17 protein-coding genes and 1 tRNA gene are annotated in these 15343 nt (G+C 59.8%); 6 read left to right on the top strand and 12 right to left on the bottom strand.

Features of this window, described 5'->3' with window-relative positions:
• The first annotated feature begins 56 nt into the window (after positions 1-56).
• Entirely contained in the window at positions 57-1433 is a 1377-nt protein-coding gene (locus FHT77_RS22325) for an HlyD family type I secretion periplasmic adaptor subunit (RefSeq protein WP_183757024.1), read from the top strand.
• Positions 1434-1605: 172 nt separating this feature from the next.
• Here the strand turns inward: FHT77_RS22325 and FHT77_RS22320 are convergent.
• Both FHT77_RS22320 and FHT77_RS22315 read right to left on the bottom strand, forming a co-directional pair.
• Positions 1606-1690, bottom strand: a tRNA-Leu gene (locus FHT77_RS22320).
• Positions 1691-1743: 53 nt separating this feature from the next.
• Positions 1744-2112 carry a VanZ family protein gene (locus FHT77_RS22315; RefSeq protein WP_183757023.1) on the bottom strand — a complete coding sequence of 123 codons (369 nt, stop codon included), beginning with the start codon at positions 2110-2112 and terminating at the stop codon, positions 1744-1746.
• Between the two features lie 176 nt (positions 2113-2288).
• On the opposite strand from FHT77_RS22315, the gene ilvA reads away from it, so the two are divergent.
• Positions 2289-3539, top strand: a complete 1251-nt coding sequence (ilvA, locus tag FHT77_RS22310) for a threonine ammonia-lyase (protein ID WP_183757034.1) — start codon at positions 2289-2291, stop codon at positions 3537-3539.
• A gap of 35 nt (positions 3540-3574) precedes the next feature.
• Positions 3575-3901 carry an HlyU family transcriptional regulator gene (locus FHT77_RS22305; protein ID WP_183757022.1) on the top strand — a complete coding sequence of 109 codons (327 nt, stop codon included), beginning with the start codon at positions 3575-3577 and terminating at the stop codon, positions 3899-3901.
• Between the two features lie 150 nt (positions 3902-4051).
• Here the strand turns inward: FHT77_RS22305 and FHT77_RS22300 are convergent, their stop codons facing one another.
• Entirely contained in the window at positions 4052-4828 is a 777-nt protein-coding gene (locus FHT77_RS22300; protein ID WP_183757021.1) for an SDR family NAD(P)-dependent oxidoreductase, read from the bottom strand.
• A 105-nt stretch (positions 4829-4933) separates the two neighbouring features.
• Here FHT77_RS22300 and FHT77_RS22295 point away from each other — a divergent pair, with 105 nt between their 5' ends.
• Positions 4934-5512: a TetR/AcrR family transcriptional regulator gene (locus FHT77_RS22295; protein WP_183757020.1), complete on the top strand. Its 579-nt coding sequence runs from the start codon at positions 4934-4936 to the stop codon at positions 5510-5512.
• 47 nt (positions 5513-5559) lie between these two features.
• Here the strand turns inward: FHT77_RS22295 and FHT77_RS22290 are convergent, their stop codons facing one another.
• On the bottom strand, positions 5560-6174 hold the full coding sequence (locus tag FHT77_RS22290) for an FMN-dependent NADH-azoreductase (protein WP_183757019.1): 615 nt from the start codon (positions 6172-6174) through the stop codon (positions 5560-5562).
• 141 nt (positions 6175-6315) lie between these two features.
• Here FHT77_RS22290 and FHT77_RS22285 point away from each other — a divergent pair, with 141 nt between their 5' ends.
• Positions 6316-7284, top strand: coding sequence for a LysR family transcriptional regulator (locus FHT77_RS22285; RefSeq protein ID WP_183757018.1), 969 nt, complete (start codon positions 6316-6318; stop codon positions 7282-7284).
• Positions 7285-7319: 35 nt separating this feature from the next.
• Here FHT77_RS22285 and FHT77_RS22280 read toward each other — a convergent pair whose 3' ends face one another.
• From FHT77_RS22280 to FHT77_RS22265, 4 genes are all read right to left on the bottom strand, one after another.
• Complete coding sequence (locus FHT77_RS22280) at positions 7320-9308, bottom strand: bifunctional 2',3'-cyclic-nucleotide 2'-phosphodiesterase/3'-nucleotidase (RefSeq protein WP_183757017.1); 1989 nt, start codon at positions 9306-9308, stop codon at positions 7320-7322.
• 90 nt (positions 9309-9398) lie between these two features.
• Positions 9399-9734, bottom strand: coding sequence for a PilZ domain-containing protein (locus tag FHT77_RS22275; protein ID WP_183757016.1), 336 nt, complete (start codon positions 9732-9734; stop codon positions 9399-9401).
• Positions 9735-9804: 70 nt separating this feature from the next.
• Positions 9805-10701 (bottom strand): DMT family transporter, encoded by an 897-nt coding sequence (locus tag FHT77_RS22270; protein ID WP_183757015.1) that lies wholly within the window; start codon positions 10699-10701, stop codon positions 9805-9807.
• A 92-nt stretch (positions 10702-10793) separates the two neighbouring features.
• Complete coding sequence (locus FHT77_RS22265) at positions 10794-11255, bottom strand: Lrp/AsnC family transcriptional regulator (protein ID WP_016553703.1); 462 nt, start codon at positions 11253-11255, stop codon at positions 10794-10796.
• Positions 11256-11410: 155 nt separating this feature from the next.
• Between FHT77_RS22265 and ald the strand changes: the two genes are divergently transcribed.
• Positions 11411-12529 (top strand): alanine dehydrogenase, encoded by a 1119-nt coding sequence (gene ald, locus FHT77_RS22260; RefSeq protein WP_183757033.1) that lies wholly within the window; start codon positions 11411-11413, stop codon positions 12527-12529.
• A 61-nt stretch (positions 12530-12590) separates the two neighbouring features.
• On the opposite strand, the gene FHT77_RS22255 is transcribed toward ald, so the two are convergent.
• The 4 genes from FHT77_RS22255 to FHT77_RS22240 form a co-directional block, all read right to left on the bottom strand.
• Positions 12591-13058: a DUF1203 domain-containing protein gene (locus FHT77_RS22255; protein WP_183757014.1), complete on the bottom strand. Its 468-nt coding sequence runs from the start codon at positions 13056-13058 to the stop codon at positions 12591-12593.
• Between the two features lie 88 nt (positions 13059-13146).
• Complete coding sequence (locus FHT77_RS22250; RefSeq protein ID WP_183757032.1) at positions 13147-13710, bottom strand: GNAT family N-acetyltransferase; 564 nt, start codon at positions 13708-13710, stop codon at positions 13147-13149.
• A 4-nt stretch (positions 13711-13714) separates the two neighbouring features.
• Positions 13715-14584 (bottom strand): 3-mercaptopyruvate sulfurtransferase, encoded by an 870-nt coding sequence (gene sseA / locus FHT77_RS22245; RefSeq protein ID WP_183757013.1) that lies wholly within the window; start codon positions 14582-14584, stop codon positions 13715-13717.
• A 15-nt stretch (positions 14585-14599) separates the two neighbouring features.
• Positions 14600-15337: an alanyl-tRNA editing protein gene (locus tag FHT77_RS22240; RefSeq protein ID WP_183757012.1), complete on the bottom strand. Its 738-nt coding sequence runs from the start codon at positions 15335-15337 to the stop codon at positions 14600-14602.
• Between the last annotated feature and the right edge of the window lie 6 nt (positions 15338-15343).

Below are 15343 nucleotides of genomic sequence, written 5' to 3'. Positions count from 1 at the left end.
CAGCAGACCACGACGACAGGACAACAAGGCCAGCAAGGCTCCAGGGGAACACCGCGATGATCACCACCACCAGCGACAAGACCGGCACCGACAAGACCGGCACCGACAAGACCGGCACCGACAAGGCCGGCAGCGACAAGGCCAAGGCCGCCGACAAGGCCAGGCAGAACGCCCGGCAGTTCGGCATCACCTCGCGCATCGTCGCCTCCTCGGCACTGGCCGGCGTGCTGGTCTTCGGCATCGGCGGCTGGGCCGCCCAGGCGAAGCTGTCGGGCGCCGTCATCACCCATGGCCAGGTGGTCGTCTCCGAGCAGGTCAAGACCATCCAGCACCGCGACGGCGGCATCATCGCCGCCATCCGCGTCGACAACGGCACCGTCGTCAAAAAGGGCGACGTCCTGCTCGTCCTCGACGACACCCAGACCCGCGTCGAGCTGTCGATCGTCAAGGCGCAGCTGCAGCAGCTGACCGCCGCCCATGCCAGGCTGGTGGCCGAGCGCGACGAGGCAGACACCGTCGACTTCGCGGCGCTCGACCTGTCCGCCGCGGTGATATCAGGCGAGACCAGGCTGTTTGAGGCCAACCGCCGCATGGTCGCCAACCAGAAGGAACAGCTGCGCCTGCAGATCGTCCAGCTCGACGAACAGGTGCGCGGCTTCAAGGCGCAGAGCCGCTCCAACGACAGCGAGGCCGAGATCGTCGAGCAGGAGCTCGCCAAGACCGAGAAGCTGCTTCAAAGCCAGCTGGTGCCGATCTCGCAGAAGCGCGACCTGTTGCGCCAGCGCGCCCGCATCGAGGGCAGCCGCGGCGAGTTGATTGCCAAGGTCGCCGAGGCCGAGGGTGAGATCAGCGAGCTCAACATGAAGCTCATCTCCATCGACCAGACCACCCGCAAGGAGGCGCAGACCGAGATCGTCAACCTGCTCGCCAAGATCGCCGAGCTCAACGAGCGCGAGATCGCCGCCCGCGACCGCCTCACCCGCATGGAGGTGCGCGCCCCCGTCGACGGCTTCGTCTATGACCTGCAGGTCCACACCATCGGCGGCATCATCGCGCCGGGCGCCACCGTCATGTCGGTCGTCCCGAAAAGCGAGCACCTCAGCATCGAGGTCCGCATTCCCCCCGTCGACATCGACCGCGTCTCACCCGGCCAGCCGGCCCGCATGCGCTTCACCGCCTTCAACCAGCGCACCACCCCGGAACTGCACGGCAAGGTCGACGTCGTCGCCGCCGCAACCACGCTTGATCGCGCCACCGGCCAGCCCTACTACCTCGCCTCCCTGTCGCTTAACGACCAGAACCTCCTCAAGGACAACAAGCTCATCCCCGGAATGCCCGTCGAGGTCTTCGTCCAAACCGCCGAGCGAACCGCCCTCTCATACCTCCTCAAGCCATTCACCGACCAAATGATGAAGGCATTCAGAGAGGAATAAGGGGCAAGAAGGGAGACGCAGCGGCAGGCAGATGCCATCATGGCGGTCGGATCGTGGAAAGCGCCCCAAGCCGAACGGATCGATGACGCTTCTACGCATTTGGTATCCCTGAGCGCCCCTAAGCAAAAAGGGCGCTGCGAAGGACAACAAAGTCGATCAAATGATTTCGATATGGTGCGAGCGACGGGGATCGAACCCGTATGACCGAAGTCGAGGGATTTTAAGTCCCTTGCGTCTACCAGTTTCGCCACGCTCGCGCAGGCTCCTCCTTCAACGACTGATGCGATTCAGTCAAGAGCGCCAAGGCCTGTCACGGTCGCGAAAGGTTTGCTGCCGACTTGGCGATGCGGATCTTGTTCAATAGGCAACCGATCGACACGCCCAGGGATGCGCCGAGAATCTTCACGGCGGCATCATGCAGGCGCGCGTGGCGCGTCGGAGACAAATATTGCAGGTATTCAATCGCCAAGGCGCCGGCAACCAGGAGAAAGGCAACCACTATCCAGTGCCGCGGATAGGCAATCGCGAACATGAAGCCGACGACCAAGTAGGCTAACGCGCGGTCGAGATTGACCGAGGTTACCGTATGTGGCCGCAGCCCGATCGGCGACAGCGTGACGAAAATAATCGCCGCGAGAAGCAGCCAAGCGATCGGTCGTGCAAATTTACTTGAGATCATTGCTGCGATGTAGCCTCATCGCGGATGAATTGGTAGCGCACAATTGCGTTATTGTATCGGCCGCAGTACCGCTCGAAAGGATGACGATCTGAGTAAACAATATTGGCCGATATGGGCTTTTTCCCGCAGCCCGCTTATGTGATAGCGGCAACGGCAACAGGAATAGATGAATGACCGTGACCAGACAGGATGTCGAGAGCGCCGAGACGGCAATGCGTAGCCTCTTTCCAGCAACGCCGCTGCAGCTGAACGAACATCTGTCGGCGCGTTATGGCGCCGACATCTGGCTTAAGCGCGAAGATCTGTCGCCGGTACGCTCCTACAAGATTCGCGGGGCGTTCAATTTCTTCCGCAAGGCGATCGCCGAGGGTGCCGGCAACAGGACCTTCGTATGCGCCTCGGCCGGCAATCATGCTCAGGGCTTTGCCTTCGTCTGCCGGCATTTTGGCGTGTCCGGCGTTGTTTTCATGCCGGTGACGACGCCGCAGCAGAAGATCGACAAGACCCGCATATTCGGGGCGGAGTTCATCACCATCAAGCTGACGGGCGATTTCTTCGATCAATGCTACCAAGCCGCTCGCGACCACGTCGACGCCATCGACGGCGTCATGGTGCCGCCTTTCGATCACCCAGACATCATCGAGGGCCAGGCAACGGTTGCCGCGGAAATCCTCCAGCAGCTCCCTGACGGGACGGTCCCTGACATCATCGTAATGCCGGTCGGCGGCGGTGGTCTCGCTGCAGGTATCACCGGCTATCTCGATGGCGTCATGCCTAAGTCCGGCTTCATCTTCACGGAGCCGGCAGGGGCACCGAGCCTGAAGCGAAGCATCGAGGCTGGGCACTTGGTGACGCTGAGCAAGGTTGACAATTTCGTCGATGGCGCTGCCGTGGCGCGGATCGGCGACCTGAACTTCGCAGCCTTGGAGGCTTTCCCGACCGAGCAGGTCATGCTGATGCCGGAAAACGCCATCTGCGTGACCATTGGCGAGATGCTTAATGTGGAAGGCGTCGTGCTCGAGCCGGCAGGCGCGTTGTCGCTGACCGCGATTGCGGCGATGGACCCGGATGCCTTGAGAGGCAAGACGGTCATCGCCGTCGTATCCGGCGGCAACTTCGATTTCGAACGCCTTCCGGATGTGAAGGAGCGCGCCATGCGCTATGCTGGTTTGAAGAAGTATTTCATCTTGCGGATGCCGCAGCGTCCGGGTGCATTGCGTGACTTCCTGAACCTGCTTGGCCCGGACGACGATATCGCCAGGTTCGAATATCTGAAGAAGACGGCTCGCAATTTCGGCTCGGTGCTGATCGGCATCGAAACCAAGGCGCCGGAGAATTTCGCGCAGCTGATCGCAAACTTCGAAAAGGCTGCCATCGGCTTTGAGGACATCACCGAAAACGAGATCCTCGCAAACCTCATCATTTAGCTTTTCCGGCACGGGCCGGCATGGTAAGGCGAAACATGGCTTCGATCTTTTCCAGCATTTTCTCAATGTTTTCAGGCGGCGGTAAATCGGCTGACGCCCCGGCAGGCGCCTCGTCCGAGCCTCAGCTCTATGGGGACTGCACGATCTACGCGGAACCCCAGAAAGAGGGCGGCCAGTATCGCCTTGCGGGGCGCATTGAGAAGACCGTCGGTGGAGAAGTTCTCGTTCGCAACTTCATCCGTGCCGACATGTTCGGCTCGTCGGATGACGCGATCGAGTGCACGGTGCGCAAGGCGCAGCAGATCATCGATCAGAATGGCCCGTCGCTATTCAGCGATGGTGCAAAAGTTCGGCAGGTCTGATCCACTCATTCGGGTCCGATCCACGTCTGCGCAGGGTTTCGGTACCTGGCGAATTGGATTCCGCCTAACTCAATAGTCCCAGTATCCGCGGTGTTTGCCGTCGGTATCGGCGCGAGAAAGGCTGATACCAACGACGTGGGATACTGGCGATCACCCTGCACGAAACATCTTGGCGCCCGAAGGTGCACTCGTGGCACCGCCGTCAACGACGATCTCGATTCCCGTGACGTTGGACGAGTCGCTTGAAGCGAAATAGAGCGCGGCCTTGGCGATTTCTTCCGCTTCGCTCATCCGCCCGAGAAGGCTCATGCCGCCCAGCCGGGCTTCGAGCCCGGACATCGCGTCGGCCGTGGATGCGAGCGGTTGCCAAATCGGCGTCTTTGTGCCGCCTGGCGTCACCTGATTGACGCGGATGCCGCGCGGCGCGAGTTCTGACGCCATATTGCGGGTCAAGGCGCGCACCGCACCCTTGGTGGCGGCATAGGCCGACCAGCCGGGTGCACCCAATACGGCGTGCACCGATCCATTGAGAATGACAGAACCGCCGTCGTTGAGATGTGGCAGCGCCGACTGGACCGTAAAGAACACGGCGGTCAGGTTCGTGTTGATGATGGCATTGAATTGTTCGAGCGACGTGGCTCCAAGCGGTGTCGTGCCGGCAACACCGGCATTTGCAAACAGCACATCGAACTTGCCGGCCTTTTCAGCGGCTTCAGCGAATGCGCGTTCCGTTACCGCGACGTCCGTAACGTCGACTTTTAGCGTGAGCACGTTGCCGCCGAGTGCTTTTCCGGCAGCGGCAAGAGTCTCGGCATTCCGGCCCGTAATCACCACCTTGGCCCCTTCTTCGAGGAAGACCTTGGCGGTCGCAAGACCGATGCCACTGTTTCCGCCCGTGATGAGGGCGACCTTATTCTGCAGACGCATTGCGTGACTCCTCTTGGAAAAATCTGCGATCTGGATTACGATCAATATCCATGAGGATTATGACCGTAATCTACGTTAGTCAACAGCTGTCGGAAGAGAATTTTCATGGGGCACTCACAGCAGGACAAGCGCAAGACGCATGAGAGGATCGTCGAGATCGCCTCGAAGCGGTTGCGCGAGAAGGGTTTGGAAGGCGTCGGGGTCGCGGACCTGATGAGGGAGGCGGGGCTGACAGTCGGCGGCTTCTACAAGCATTTTGCCTCGCGTGACGAACTAGTCGCGGAGGCTATGCAATCTGCCTTTGGCTCCTGGACCGAAAAGATGCGGTCGGAGGGCCGGGCTCCGACCGATATTACCCTCAAGGAATATGCGGCGAGCTATCTGAGCCGCGAGCATCGGGACGATACGGCTGGAGGATGCCCGTTCGCCGCTCTCACCGCTGACATAGCGCGCGGCGGCGAGAGGTGTCGGTCACTGGCGACCGATCAGATGCAGACGAACTTGCGCAATATGCAGGCACGCATAAAGGCGGCGGACGAAGCGGAGGGGCGCCGCAAGGCGATCATCCTGTCCTGCCTCATGACCGGCGCACTCGGGCTTGCACGGATAGCGAACGACGAAACCCTGGCCGGTGAGATACTCGATACCGCCAGGGCTTTTGTGAACGAGCTCGGCGCCAAATGAAAACGGCCGGCTAGAACCGGCCGTTTCGATGGCAGTCTCGACCCCGATTAGGCGGCGAGGGCTATTTCATCGGCGCGGGCCTTGGCGGCGCCAATTGCCTTCTCGGCAGCTTCCGGACCAAAGGCGAGGCCTTCGACATAGATCGTCTCGATGTCGGCGATGCCGAGGAAGCCGAGGACCGACTTCAGGTACGGAACAGCATGGTTCATGCCGGCCGCCGGACCCTGCGAGTAGACACCGCCGGAGGCAAGGACGACGTAGACCTTCTTGCCGGTGGCAAGGCCAACCGGGCCGCTTTCGGTGTACTTGAAGGTCAGGCCAGCGCGGGCGACGTTGTCGATCCAGGTCTTCAGCGACGAATAGATGTTGAAGTTGATGAGGCCGGTGCCGATGACGATCGTATCAGCTGCAAGCAGTTCGGCGACGAGTTCGTCCGACGTCTTCACAGCTGCCGCTTCGGCGGCCGTGCGGTCATCGGCCGGCTTGCGGATGGCTGCGGTGAAGAGATCGTCGATGTGCGGCAGCGGGTTGGAGGCGAGGTCGCGACGGACGACGACACTGCCCGGCTGCTGAGCCTTGATCTTTTCGACAAGGTCAGCTGCGATGGTGGTGGAAAGCGAGTCAACGCGCGGGCTGGAAGTCAGGAGCAGAATGGACGACATGATTGAATTTCCTCTCGAATTGGGGTCTGCAGCTCGTCTAGGGAGCGTCGAGCCGCTGGTTCGAGACAGAAAATAGGGGTGGCCGATTATCGAAAAAACTGTGATAATGTCGATCGAAATCATCGATAGATTGGATGGAAGATGCTTCCAAACCCCACACTGGACCAGTTGCAAGTGTTCCTAACCGTTGCGGAAACGGGCAGCTTTTCGGCCGCTTCACGCACGCTCAATCGCGCACAATCGGTCATCAGCTACACCATTGCCAACCTTGAGGCGCAACTTGAGGTGCCGCTTTTCGAGCGTTCGGGCGCGCGGCAACCGAAACTGACGGAGGCGGGCAAGGCGCTTCTCGAAGATGCGCGGCGCCTCGTTGCGAACCTGGAGGTGATGCGCGCCCGGGTGAAGGGGCTGAAGGAAGGGCTGGAGGCCGAGGTTTCGGTCGCCATCAGCGTCATGGTGCCGTCGCAGGCGGTGGTCGAAGTCCTGCGCGAGTTCGGTGACGAGTTTCCATCCGTGGCCCTCAATCTGGCAGTCGGTGAACTGGGCGTCGTGATGGATCTGGTCTCGAGCGGCAAGGCGACCGTCGGGATCGGCGGGGCGATCCTCCAGCAGCATGACTTGCTTGCGACCGAGCGTATTGGCCATTCCTTCATGATGCCTGTAGTATCGAGCACTCATCCACTGGCGCGGATCCGCCGGCCGCTGACGCTCGCCGACGTACGCGAAGAGACTCAGCTTGTCGTGACAGACGCGTCGGGATTGACGAAGGGACGCGATTTCAATGTGCTCTCGTACAAGACGTGGCGCGTCAGCGATATCGCGACCAAGCACTCGCTCATCCGGGGTGGTCTCGGCTGGGGTGGTTTGCCGGCGTCGCTCATTCGCGATGAACTGATAAGCGGAGCGCTGGTTCACCTTGATCTGCAGGCTTATGAGCAGGGCGAGTACCCGATCTACGCGATGCGGCGAATCTCGACGCCACCCGGGCCGGCGGCGACCTGGATGATCGACGCGTTTCGGTCCAGGCTTTCGCAATGCCCCAGTCAAGCCGACTTCACCGCTCAGATGGCGGAATATGCCGCGCGCGACCTCTCTGTCGCGGCGGAGTAGGCGAGGCATCAGCGCCTCGCCACCGATCACAATCTCTAGAGGATCAGCCGGAATTTGGCGAAGCCGTCGGTGCCTTCGCCGGCATCTTCGATCTTCACACTCTTCACGTCCGCGAGGTATTGCTTGGCCTTTGGACCGCTCTGGAAGACCGCCGTCGTCCCAGGCAGCGGTTTGAAGGTCCAGTTGCCGTCGGCGGACGGATTGATCGTACCCTCTTCGTGGACGAAGCGGACGATGACGTCACGGTTTGTGTCCGGTGCCTGGAATACGACCTTGTCGGCGGCGATTTCCGGAAACTTGCCGCCACCGCCGGCGCGGTAGTTGTTGGTGACGACGACGAATTTTTGGGTGAGATCAATAGGCTTGCCGCCGAATTGGAGGTTCTGGATACGGTTCGCATCGGCATTGATCAGCTTGCCGTCATCATCGAACCTGCGCGGCTGCGACAGGTCGATCTGGTAGACGACGCCGTCGATCACATCGAAGTTATAGGACGGGAAGGCGTTGTTCAGCAGCTCGGCGTCCTGCGATCCCGGCTTTACCTCGTTGAACATGGCGGCTGACATTTCCAGCCAGTTCTTCACCTGCTCGCCGGTAATGACGACCGCCTGAACCGTGTTGGGGTAAAGGTAGAGGTCGGCGACGTTCTTGATCGCGATATCGCCGGCGGGTACGTCGGTATAGTAGTCCGCGCCCCCTCGACCGCCGGCCTTGAACGGCGCTGCAGCCGAGAGCACCGGCAGATCCTTGTATTCCGTGTCATCTAGCATCTGCTTGATGTACCAGGTCTGGGCCTGGCTAACGATCTGGACAGACGGGTCGTCGGCGACGAGGGCGAAATAGGAATAGAGCGGCGCCGACGTCTTGCCGACCGGGGTGCGCACATAGGCGAGGGTGGCTTCGTGCTCAGCCTTCGCGGCCTCGATCACGTCGGTCTTGTCGGCCACGTCAGCGACGACTTTCTTTTTGTCGTCGCGATGGTAGATCGGCCGTGCCTCCGAGGTGAAGTCGACGATCCGCCAGCCCTTGCCGTCCTTCTCCAGCAAGAGATCGATGAGGCCGAGATGCGATCCCCAGAAACCGGCCATGACAGCGGGTTTACCGTGCAACGTGCCCTTCACGGGATCCGCGTTCTGAATGCCGTCCCAGGTTTTCGGGCCGGGGAAAACCAAGTGCTGATGCCCTGTGAAGATCGCATCGATCCCATCGACCGCGGCAAGGTGCAGCGATGCATTTTCCATCTTCTCCGACGGGGCTGCACCGTCGATCCCGGAATGCGAAAGCGCGATCACGATGTCGGCACCTTCCTGTTTCATGACCGGTACCCAGGCTTTGGCTGCCTCGATGATGTCGCGCGTCTGCGCTCTGCCTTCGAGGTTCTTGATATCCCACAGCATGATCTGCGGCGGCACGAAGCCGATGAAGCCGATCTTGACCGGGCTCTCGTTGCCCGCCCCGTCCTTGATCGCCTTCTCGACGATGAGATAGGGCTTGAAAAACAGCTCGTCCTTCGTCGGATCGGAGGCAAGCTTGCCTTTGGTCAGGTTTGCGCAAACGAACGGAAAATTTGCCCCGTTCAGGACCTTGAACATGAAATCGAGGCCGTAGTTGAACTCGTGGTTACCGAGCGTGCCTACGGTGTAGCCGAGCGTGTTCATCGCCTTGATGACGGGATGCACGTCGCCATCTTTCATCCCTCTTTGATAGGCCATGTAGTCGCCCATCGGGTTGCCCTGCAGGACGTCACCATTGTCGATCAGCAGTGAGTTGGCAGCTTCCGCCCGGATGGTGTCGATGATCGTCGCAGTGCGCGCCAAGCCCATCGTGTCGTTCGGCTTGTCAGCATAGTAGTCGTAGGGAAAGACATTGACGTGAATGTCGGTTGTTTCCATCAGGCGAAGATGCGCCTGATTGGCGGCCGCACGGGCGCTGAAGGGGTGAAGCAATATGAGTGCTGACGTGGCAGCAAGACCGCCAAGCAACGAGCGGCGGGTCATTGGCGGCAGATCCAGAATGGATGACATGAAAACTCCTTCGAAAATCACGCGACGCCCGGCCCGCAGGCGAGACTAGGATGATTTGCGAAGGAGTAAACCCTGAAAATGACAGGGCAATTATCGCTTCAGGACAGGTTTCACTTCCTTGTGGAAGAAGCGGAAATAGGACGCGACCTGCGCGCGGGCATTCGAGTTCGGATCGAACTGAATTCCGAGGCGGCCGTTGTGGCTCCAGCGGATGATGCCGTGCAGCGTTCCGAGATCGTCGGCAAGGATCTGTATGCGGCTGCCGGAGGAGGCATGAATGGGCGAGCGGATTTCGACGGCCATACCGCTCGTCGACATATCCAGGATGCGCGCATCCACTTCTTTCGTAAGATAGCGGACCTTGCCGAATATGCGGCAAGACTTCCGCTCGGCCTTGCGAGTGATAATATTCAGATTGTTCTGCATGCTACGCTCCACAAGAAACATACAGGTGAATTCTACGGAGCGACCGTTGAGAATACTTTAACAGCTCGATCTAAAATTGCGAGGACGGTGGTTGCAAACGTGACCGACGGGCAACAACATGTTCCCGCCATACCGTGAAAATGCCTGCTGCAACGACAATGAAAGAGCCGATAATCATGGTGAGGCTCAGCTTCTCGTTGTAGATCACGACGCCAATGATCGACGCATAGACAAGCTGCAAATATGTCAGCGGTTGCACCGCGGCAGCATCGAGCATGTCATAGGCGCGGATCAGGAAGTAGTGGCTCGATATGCTCGTCATACAGACAAGCGCCATCCATCCCCAGTCCCAGCCCGACATCCATGTCCAGTAGAAAGGGCCGACGAGCGTCATGGCGATACCGCCGACGACGCCCGTATAGAAGAAACTCGTCATCGCCGAGTCGTCCCGACTGACGAGGCGTGTGGCTATGACATAGAAGGCGAACAGGAAGCAGGAGAAGACGGCAAGCAGGAGCTTGACGTCGAAGAATTCGCCTTCCGGCTTCAGGATAAGCAGCACGCCGACCAGGCCTGCCGCGATTGCCGTCCAGCGGCGCCAACCCACGCGCTCGCCAAGAATGGGCATCGAGAGCAGAGCGATCAGAATTGGAGTGGCCGAGAAGATCGCCTGCGAATGCGCTAGGCCGATCAAGGCAAAGCAGTTGATGACGACGACGACCTGAGCGGCCAGCAGAATGCCTCTGATCACCTGTAGGAGCGGTCTCTTGGTCTTGGCCGTCTCCTTCAGGCCACCCCTCATCTTTGCCGCGAGCGCAATGGTGAAGGCGGCAAATGCCCAATAGCGGATCATGGTGACGAACACAGGCGGGTAGGCGGATGCGAGATGCTTCGAGATGCCGTCCTGCAACGAGAAAATGGTGATCGCCAGCAGGACGAACATATAGCCTTGGGTCTTGGATTTCATGCGTACGTCTTACTGCGGGGGATCAAGCGGGAGATAGCGAAGCCGTAGCTTCGGTGCGGACTGTCTGCCGATTTTGCCTTGCTGTCAAAGCCTCAAAGCCCGACATTTGGCCTATCGATAACTTCCCGCAGGGCGAAGCTCGAATTGATCTTCACGACGTGCGGAAGCGCCGACAGCCAGTCGCGATGAATACGCTCGTAGTCTTCGAGGTCACGAGCGGCGACGCGGAGAATGTAGTCGTATTCGCCCGACATCAGGTAACAGACCAAGACGTTCGGACAGCGTTTCACCGCTGCCTCGAATTCGGAGAGTGTCTTGGCAAACTGGCCGGATAGCGAGATGTGCACGATCGCTATCATCTTGTAGTCGAGCGCCTTGGGCGATACGTGAGCGTGATAGCCGCTGATGACGCTGCTCTTCTCCAGGATATCAAGCCGGCGGGAACAGGCCGATGCCGATAATCCAACCTTCGCCGCAAGGTCGGCATTGGTCATGCGGGCATTGGATTGAAGAGCCTTCAGAATCGCAAGATCAATGGCGTCGAGTTCGGACATTCGAAGAACTTTCGATTATTTGCGCGAATTCGCAATATTCTTCGAAAATCAGCATCGGCGCAAACCTTCTTTGCAAGGACATTTCACGTCTGCGGTGGTTGGATTTGCCCGTCAAAAACACTCCGCCAAGCGGATATAACGTGAGAGGAACGCTTATGCGTGTCGGTTGCCCGAAGGAAATCAAGAACCATGAATATCGTGTCGGCCTGACACCTGCATCTGTTCGTGAATATGTCGCCCACGGCCACGAGGTCTGGGTTGAAACCAAGGCAGGCGCCGGCATTGGGGCCGACGATGCCGCCTACATGGCCGCTGGCGCAAAGATTGCCGCCTCCGCCAAGGACATTTTCGAGAAGTGCGACATGATCGTAAAGGTCAAGGAGCCGCAGCCCTCCGAGTGGGCTCAACTTCGCGATGGCCAGATTCTCTATACCTATCTTCACCTCGCACCTGATCCGGAACAAACCAAGGGCCTCCTTGCCTCGGGCGTTACCGCCGTTGCCTACGAGACCGTAACGGACGATCGCGGCGGTCTGCCGCTCCTGGCTCCGATGTCCGAAGTCGCCGGACGTCTGTCGATCCAGGCTGGCGCGACGGCACTACAGAAAGCCAACGGCGGCCTTGGGATTCTCCTTGGCGGCGTTCCCGGCGTATTGCCGGCCAAGGTTACGGTCATCGGCGGCGGCGTCGTCGGTCTGCACGCTGCACGAATGGCCGCCGGCCTCGGTGCGGATGTCAGCATCCTCGACAAGTCTTTGCCGCGCTTGCGCCAGCTTGACGATATCTTCGGCGGTCGTGTCCACACCCGCTATTCCAGCATTCAGGCCTTGGAGGAAGAAGTGTTCTCGGCCGACCTGGTCATCGGGGCCGTGCTCATTCCGGGAGCCGCCGCACCAAAGCTTGTGACTCGCGAAATGCTATCGGCCATGAAGAAGGGATCTGTCATCGTCGACGTTGCCATCGATCAGGGCGGCTGCTTCGAGACGTCGCACGCTACTACCCATTCGGAGCCGACCTATGTCGTCGACGATGTCGTGCATTATTGCGTGGCCAATATGCCCGGCGCAGTGCCGGTCACCTCGGCGCACGCCTTGAACAATGCGACGCTCGTTTACGGCCTGGCGCTGGCTGACCGCGGACTGCGCGCGATTGCGGAAGATCGCCACCTGCGTAATGGCCTCAACATCCATAGAGGCCGCGTCACAAACAAGCCGGTGGCCGAGGCACTCGGCTATGAAGCCTACGCACCGGAAAGCGTATTGAACGTAGCGTAAGCTGCATCACGTTAGGTGAGTTTGGGCTGGTCGCATTCTCGTGCGACCAGCCCTTTTTCCGTTATCTGTCGATGCGGCACTGATAGCAGTTGTTGCGAGCCGAGCGCACATGCACGTAGGCGATTTCCGGCCGCTCGAGAAGTTCGGCGGCATAGGAGCGGATATCTGGCGTCAGAGTCACTGCCCCGGTGCCGTAGACTATGCGATTTTCGGCATTGTAGCCGCGCACAATGAAATCCGGGCTGGTAAGCACCGGCGGTAGCACCTCTTCGGCGGCGTAGCGCTCACAGCGCACCTTATGGAGAAAAACAGGGCCGGTTTCCGCATAGGGTTGAAGCTCGGGAAACGGCCTGTAGGCGAAAACCAGCAGTTCCTCGCCCGCGTCTATATTCTTCAGGCAATGACGGCAGGGGTGGCCGGGACCGTCGGAGACCATCGTCTCGGGCAAGAAGCCGTAGGCATCGGTACCACCGTTCCAAAGGTTTTGCGCGTCGGCGGTGGGCATGGCGGAAAAGTGGATGTCGGTCATGGCAGATCTCCTTGCTGATCGCCATCAGATGCGCCTTTACCGTCATACAAGCCACCCGATTCCTGCGAAACGCCGTCAGTCGGCCTGGTCACCAGCCCTTTTTACCCAGCTCCAGCAATTCCTTGTCGCTGAGCGGCCGGACAATGCCCAAACCGGTCGAGACCGGAGAAAAACCGAACATCTGGTAGAGCTGGAGGGCCCGCGGATGATCGAGATTGTTGGTGGTCGTTGTCACCCGCTTCGGATTGACCGTCCAGATCGCATAGAGCGCCTGCAGCAAGAACCACTTTCCGATTCCGAGGCCGAGGGCGTGCTCGATCAGACCGAAGTGGCTGAGCTCGATGGTGTCCTCGTCCTCGAGGAAATATTCATAGAAACCCGCGGGCGCTCCGTTGACGTAGAGCACGCTGATATTGTTGCGCTTGTCGTGCAGCGTCTTGGCCAGATCCTCGTCCGTCATCCGCAAACGATCCACCCACTGCCATCGGGCGCCGACCTGGCGATACAGATAGCGGTAGAAGGGCAGCGGAATATCTGGGGTCCGCATGATCGCTGTCTGAATATTGATCGGCATCGGCAGGCTTGCCTTCGGCGGTGCCGTCATTTCGAGGCGCGTGATGTGGGTTTTTAGCGAAGAAGGGGCCTTCACCATCGTGTCAGGCTTTGACCGGTTCTGGCGGGCCAGTGACGACAGGTGTGTCGTCGCGCCCACCCCATTCGCTCCATGAGCCGTCGTAGAGTTTATTGTCGCTGTGGCCGAGCGATTCGAGCGCGAGCGTAATAATCGCCGCGGTGATGCCGGAGCCGCAGGAGGTGACGACCGGCTTCGACAGATCGATGCCCGCGTCCTCGATTGTCCGCTTGAGTTCGGGCAGCGACTTGAAGCGGCCCTGGCTGGCGAAAACGCCCGACGGCAGGTTGCGTGCGCCGGGCATATGACCCGAACGCATGCCAGCACGCGGCTCGGGCTCGATCGCGGCGAACCGGCCGGCGCTTCTGGCATCGGCTATCTGCAGGGCACCGCTGGCAACGATGTCTCGCATTGTGTCCAGGGTAACGACCCTTGAGGCGTCATAGGTTGGCTCGAAAGCTTTGGGCTCGTATCGAGGGACATTTGTCTCAAGCGGACGGCCTTCTGATTTCCATCCATCCAGGCCGCCATCGAGTACGTAGACATTTCTCGCGCCCATGACACGAAATAGCCACCAGACCCGCGGCGATGCGAACATCCCAATCCCGTCATAGACGACGATTCGGTCATTTTCGCCGATTCCGAGTTTTCCAACCTCGGCTGCGAAAAGCTCGGGCGACGGAATGGTATGCGGCAGTGGCACGGAGTGATCCGCGATCTTGTCCTGATCGAAGCGGACGGCGCCCGGTATATGGCCGGCGGCGTATTCCGCGTCAGCATCACGCTTCTGTGCCGGCAGATAGAAGGACGCGTCCAAAACTCGCAAGTCCGGCTTGCCCAGTTCCGCCTGCAGCCAATCGGCCGAAACGACGAAACGGCTCTTTTCTTCGCTCATTCTGCTCTCCGTGACTCAAGCTTCGTCGCCGGGAGCGCCGAAGCGAATGCGGAAGCGCCGGTTTTCCTTGCCCTTCTTCTCGATCTTGGCAATGTGAATCTGGCCGACTTCCTGCGTTTCGGACACATGTGTGCCGCCGCAGGGCTGACTGTCAATCGCAGAGTTTTCGCCGATGCAGACAAGGCTGACCCGACCGAGGCCGATCGGCGGGCGAACATTCTTGGATTTGACGATGCCGGGATTGGCCACAAGTTCTTCGTCGGTGATCCACTGCAGGTAAACCGGATGGTTCTGCCGCACCAGTTCCATCAGTTTTTCCGTTACGCCGTCCTTGTCGATCGTCTCGGTCATGTCGAAGTCGACACGGCTCTCATCTTCGCCAACAGCCGCGCCTGTGATCGGGTATGAACAGACGACCGAAAGCAGGTGACAGGCGGTGTGCATCCGCATCAGCTTGTAGCGGCGCGGCCAGTCGACATGCAGGACCAGCTTCTCGCCGAGACCCGGCTGCGTCTCACCTGCAAGCGGCACGTGGATGACGATATCCTTGGTGGCCCCGTGCCTCGTCTGTCCTAGGGCGATTTTGCTGCCGTCGGCCCGCTCGAGAAAACCGGTGTCGCCCGGCTGGCCTCCTGAAGTGGCATAGAAGCAGGTCTGATCCAGCTCAATGCCCCCGTCTTCGTGAACGGCGGTCACTACCGCCTCGCATGTCGAAAGATAGAAATCGTCACGATAGAGGGCATTGACGGGCATGGGATC

The organism is Rhizobium sp. BK181, assembly GCF_014193305.1.
GTDB lineage: Bacteria > Pseudomonadota > Alphaproteobacteria > Rhizobiales > Rhizobiaceae > Rhizobium.
Note: the sequence above shows the minus strand (reverse complement) of the source record. Positions and strands in the feature narration are given on the sequence as shown.

What these genes read in the sequence shown, in the direction of transcription:
- FHT77_RS22325 (WP_183757024.1), top strand. Translation starts at nt 57, where the DNA reads ATGATCACCACCACCAGCGACAAGACCGGCACCGACAAGACCGGCACC.
- FHT77_RS22315 (WP_183757023.1), bottom strand. Translation starts at nt 2,112, where the DNA reads ATGATCTCAAGTAAATTTGCACGACCGATCGCTTGGCTGCTTCTCGCG.
- FHT77_RS22305 (WP_183757022.1), top strand. Translation starts at nt 3,575, where the DNA reads ATGGCTTCGATCTTTTCCAGCATTTTCTCAATGTTTTCAGGCGGCGGT.
- FHT77_RS22300 (WP_183757021.1), bottom strand. Translation starts at nt 4,828, where the DNA reads ATGCGTCTGCAGAATAAGGTCGCCCTCATCACGGGCGGAAACAGTGGC.
- FHT77_RS22295 (WP_183757020.1), top strand. Translation starts at nt 4,934, where the DNA reads ATGGGGCACTCACAGCAGGACAAGCGCAAGACGCATGAGAGGATCGTC.
- FHT77_RS22290 (WP_183757019.1), bottom strand. Translation starts at nt 6,174, where the DNA reads ATGTCGTCCATTCTGCTCCTGACTTCCAGCCCGCGCGTTGACTCGCTT.
- FHT77_RS22285 (WP_183757018.1), top strand. Translation starts at nt 6,316, where the DNA reads ATGCTTCCAAACCCCACACTGGACCAGTTGCAAGTGTTCCTAACCGTT.
- FHT77_RS22280 (WP_183757017.1), bottom strand. Translation starts at nt 9,308, where the DNA reads ATGTCATCCATTCTGGATCTGCCGCCAATGACCCGCCGCTCGTTGCTT.
- FHT77_RS22275 (WP_183757016.1), bottom strand. Translation starts at nt 9,734, where the DNA reads ATGCAGAACAATCTGAATATTATCACTCGCAAGGCCGAGCGGAAGTCT.
- FHT77_RS22270 (WP_183757015.1), bottom strand. Translation starts at nt 10,701, where the DNA reads ATGAAATCCAAGACCCAAGGCTATATGTTCGTCCTGCTGGCGATCACC.
- FHT77_RS22265 (WP_016553703.1), bottom strand. Translation starts at nt 11,255, where the DNA reads ATGTCCGAACTCGACGCCATTGATCTTGCGATTCTGAAGGCTCTTCAA.
- ald (WP_183757033.1), top strand. Translation starts at nt 11,411, where the DNA reads ATGCGTGTCGGTTGCCCGAAGGAAATCAAGAACCATGAATATCGTGTC.
- FHT77_RS22255 (WP_183757014.1), bottom strand. Translation starts at nt 13,058, where the DNA reads ATGACCGACATCCACTTTTCCGCCATGCCCACCGCCGACGCGCAAAAC.
- FHT77_RS22250 (WP_183757032.1), bottom strand. Translation starts at nt 13,710, where the DNA reads ATGGTGAAGGCCCCTTCTTCGCTAAAAACCCACATCACGCGCCTCGAA.
- sseA (WP_183757013.1), bottom strand. Translation starts at nt 14,584, where the DNA reads ATGAGCGAAGAAAAGAGCCGTTTCGTCGTTTCGGCCGATTGGCTGCAG.
- FHT77_RS22240 (WP_183757012.1), bottom strand. Translation starts at nt 15,337, where the DNA reads ATGCCCGTCAATGCCCTCTATCGTGACGATTTCTATCTTTCGACATGC.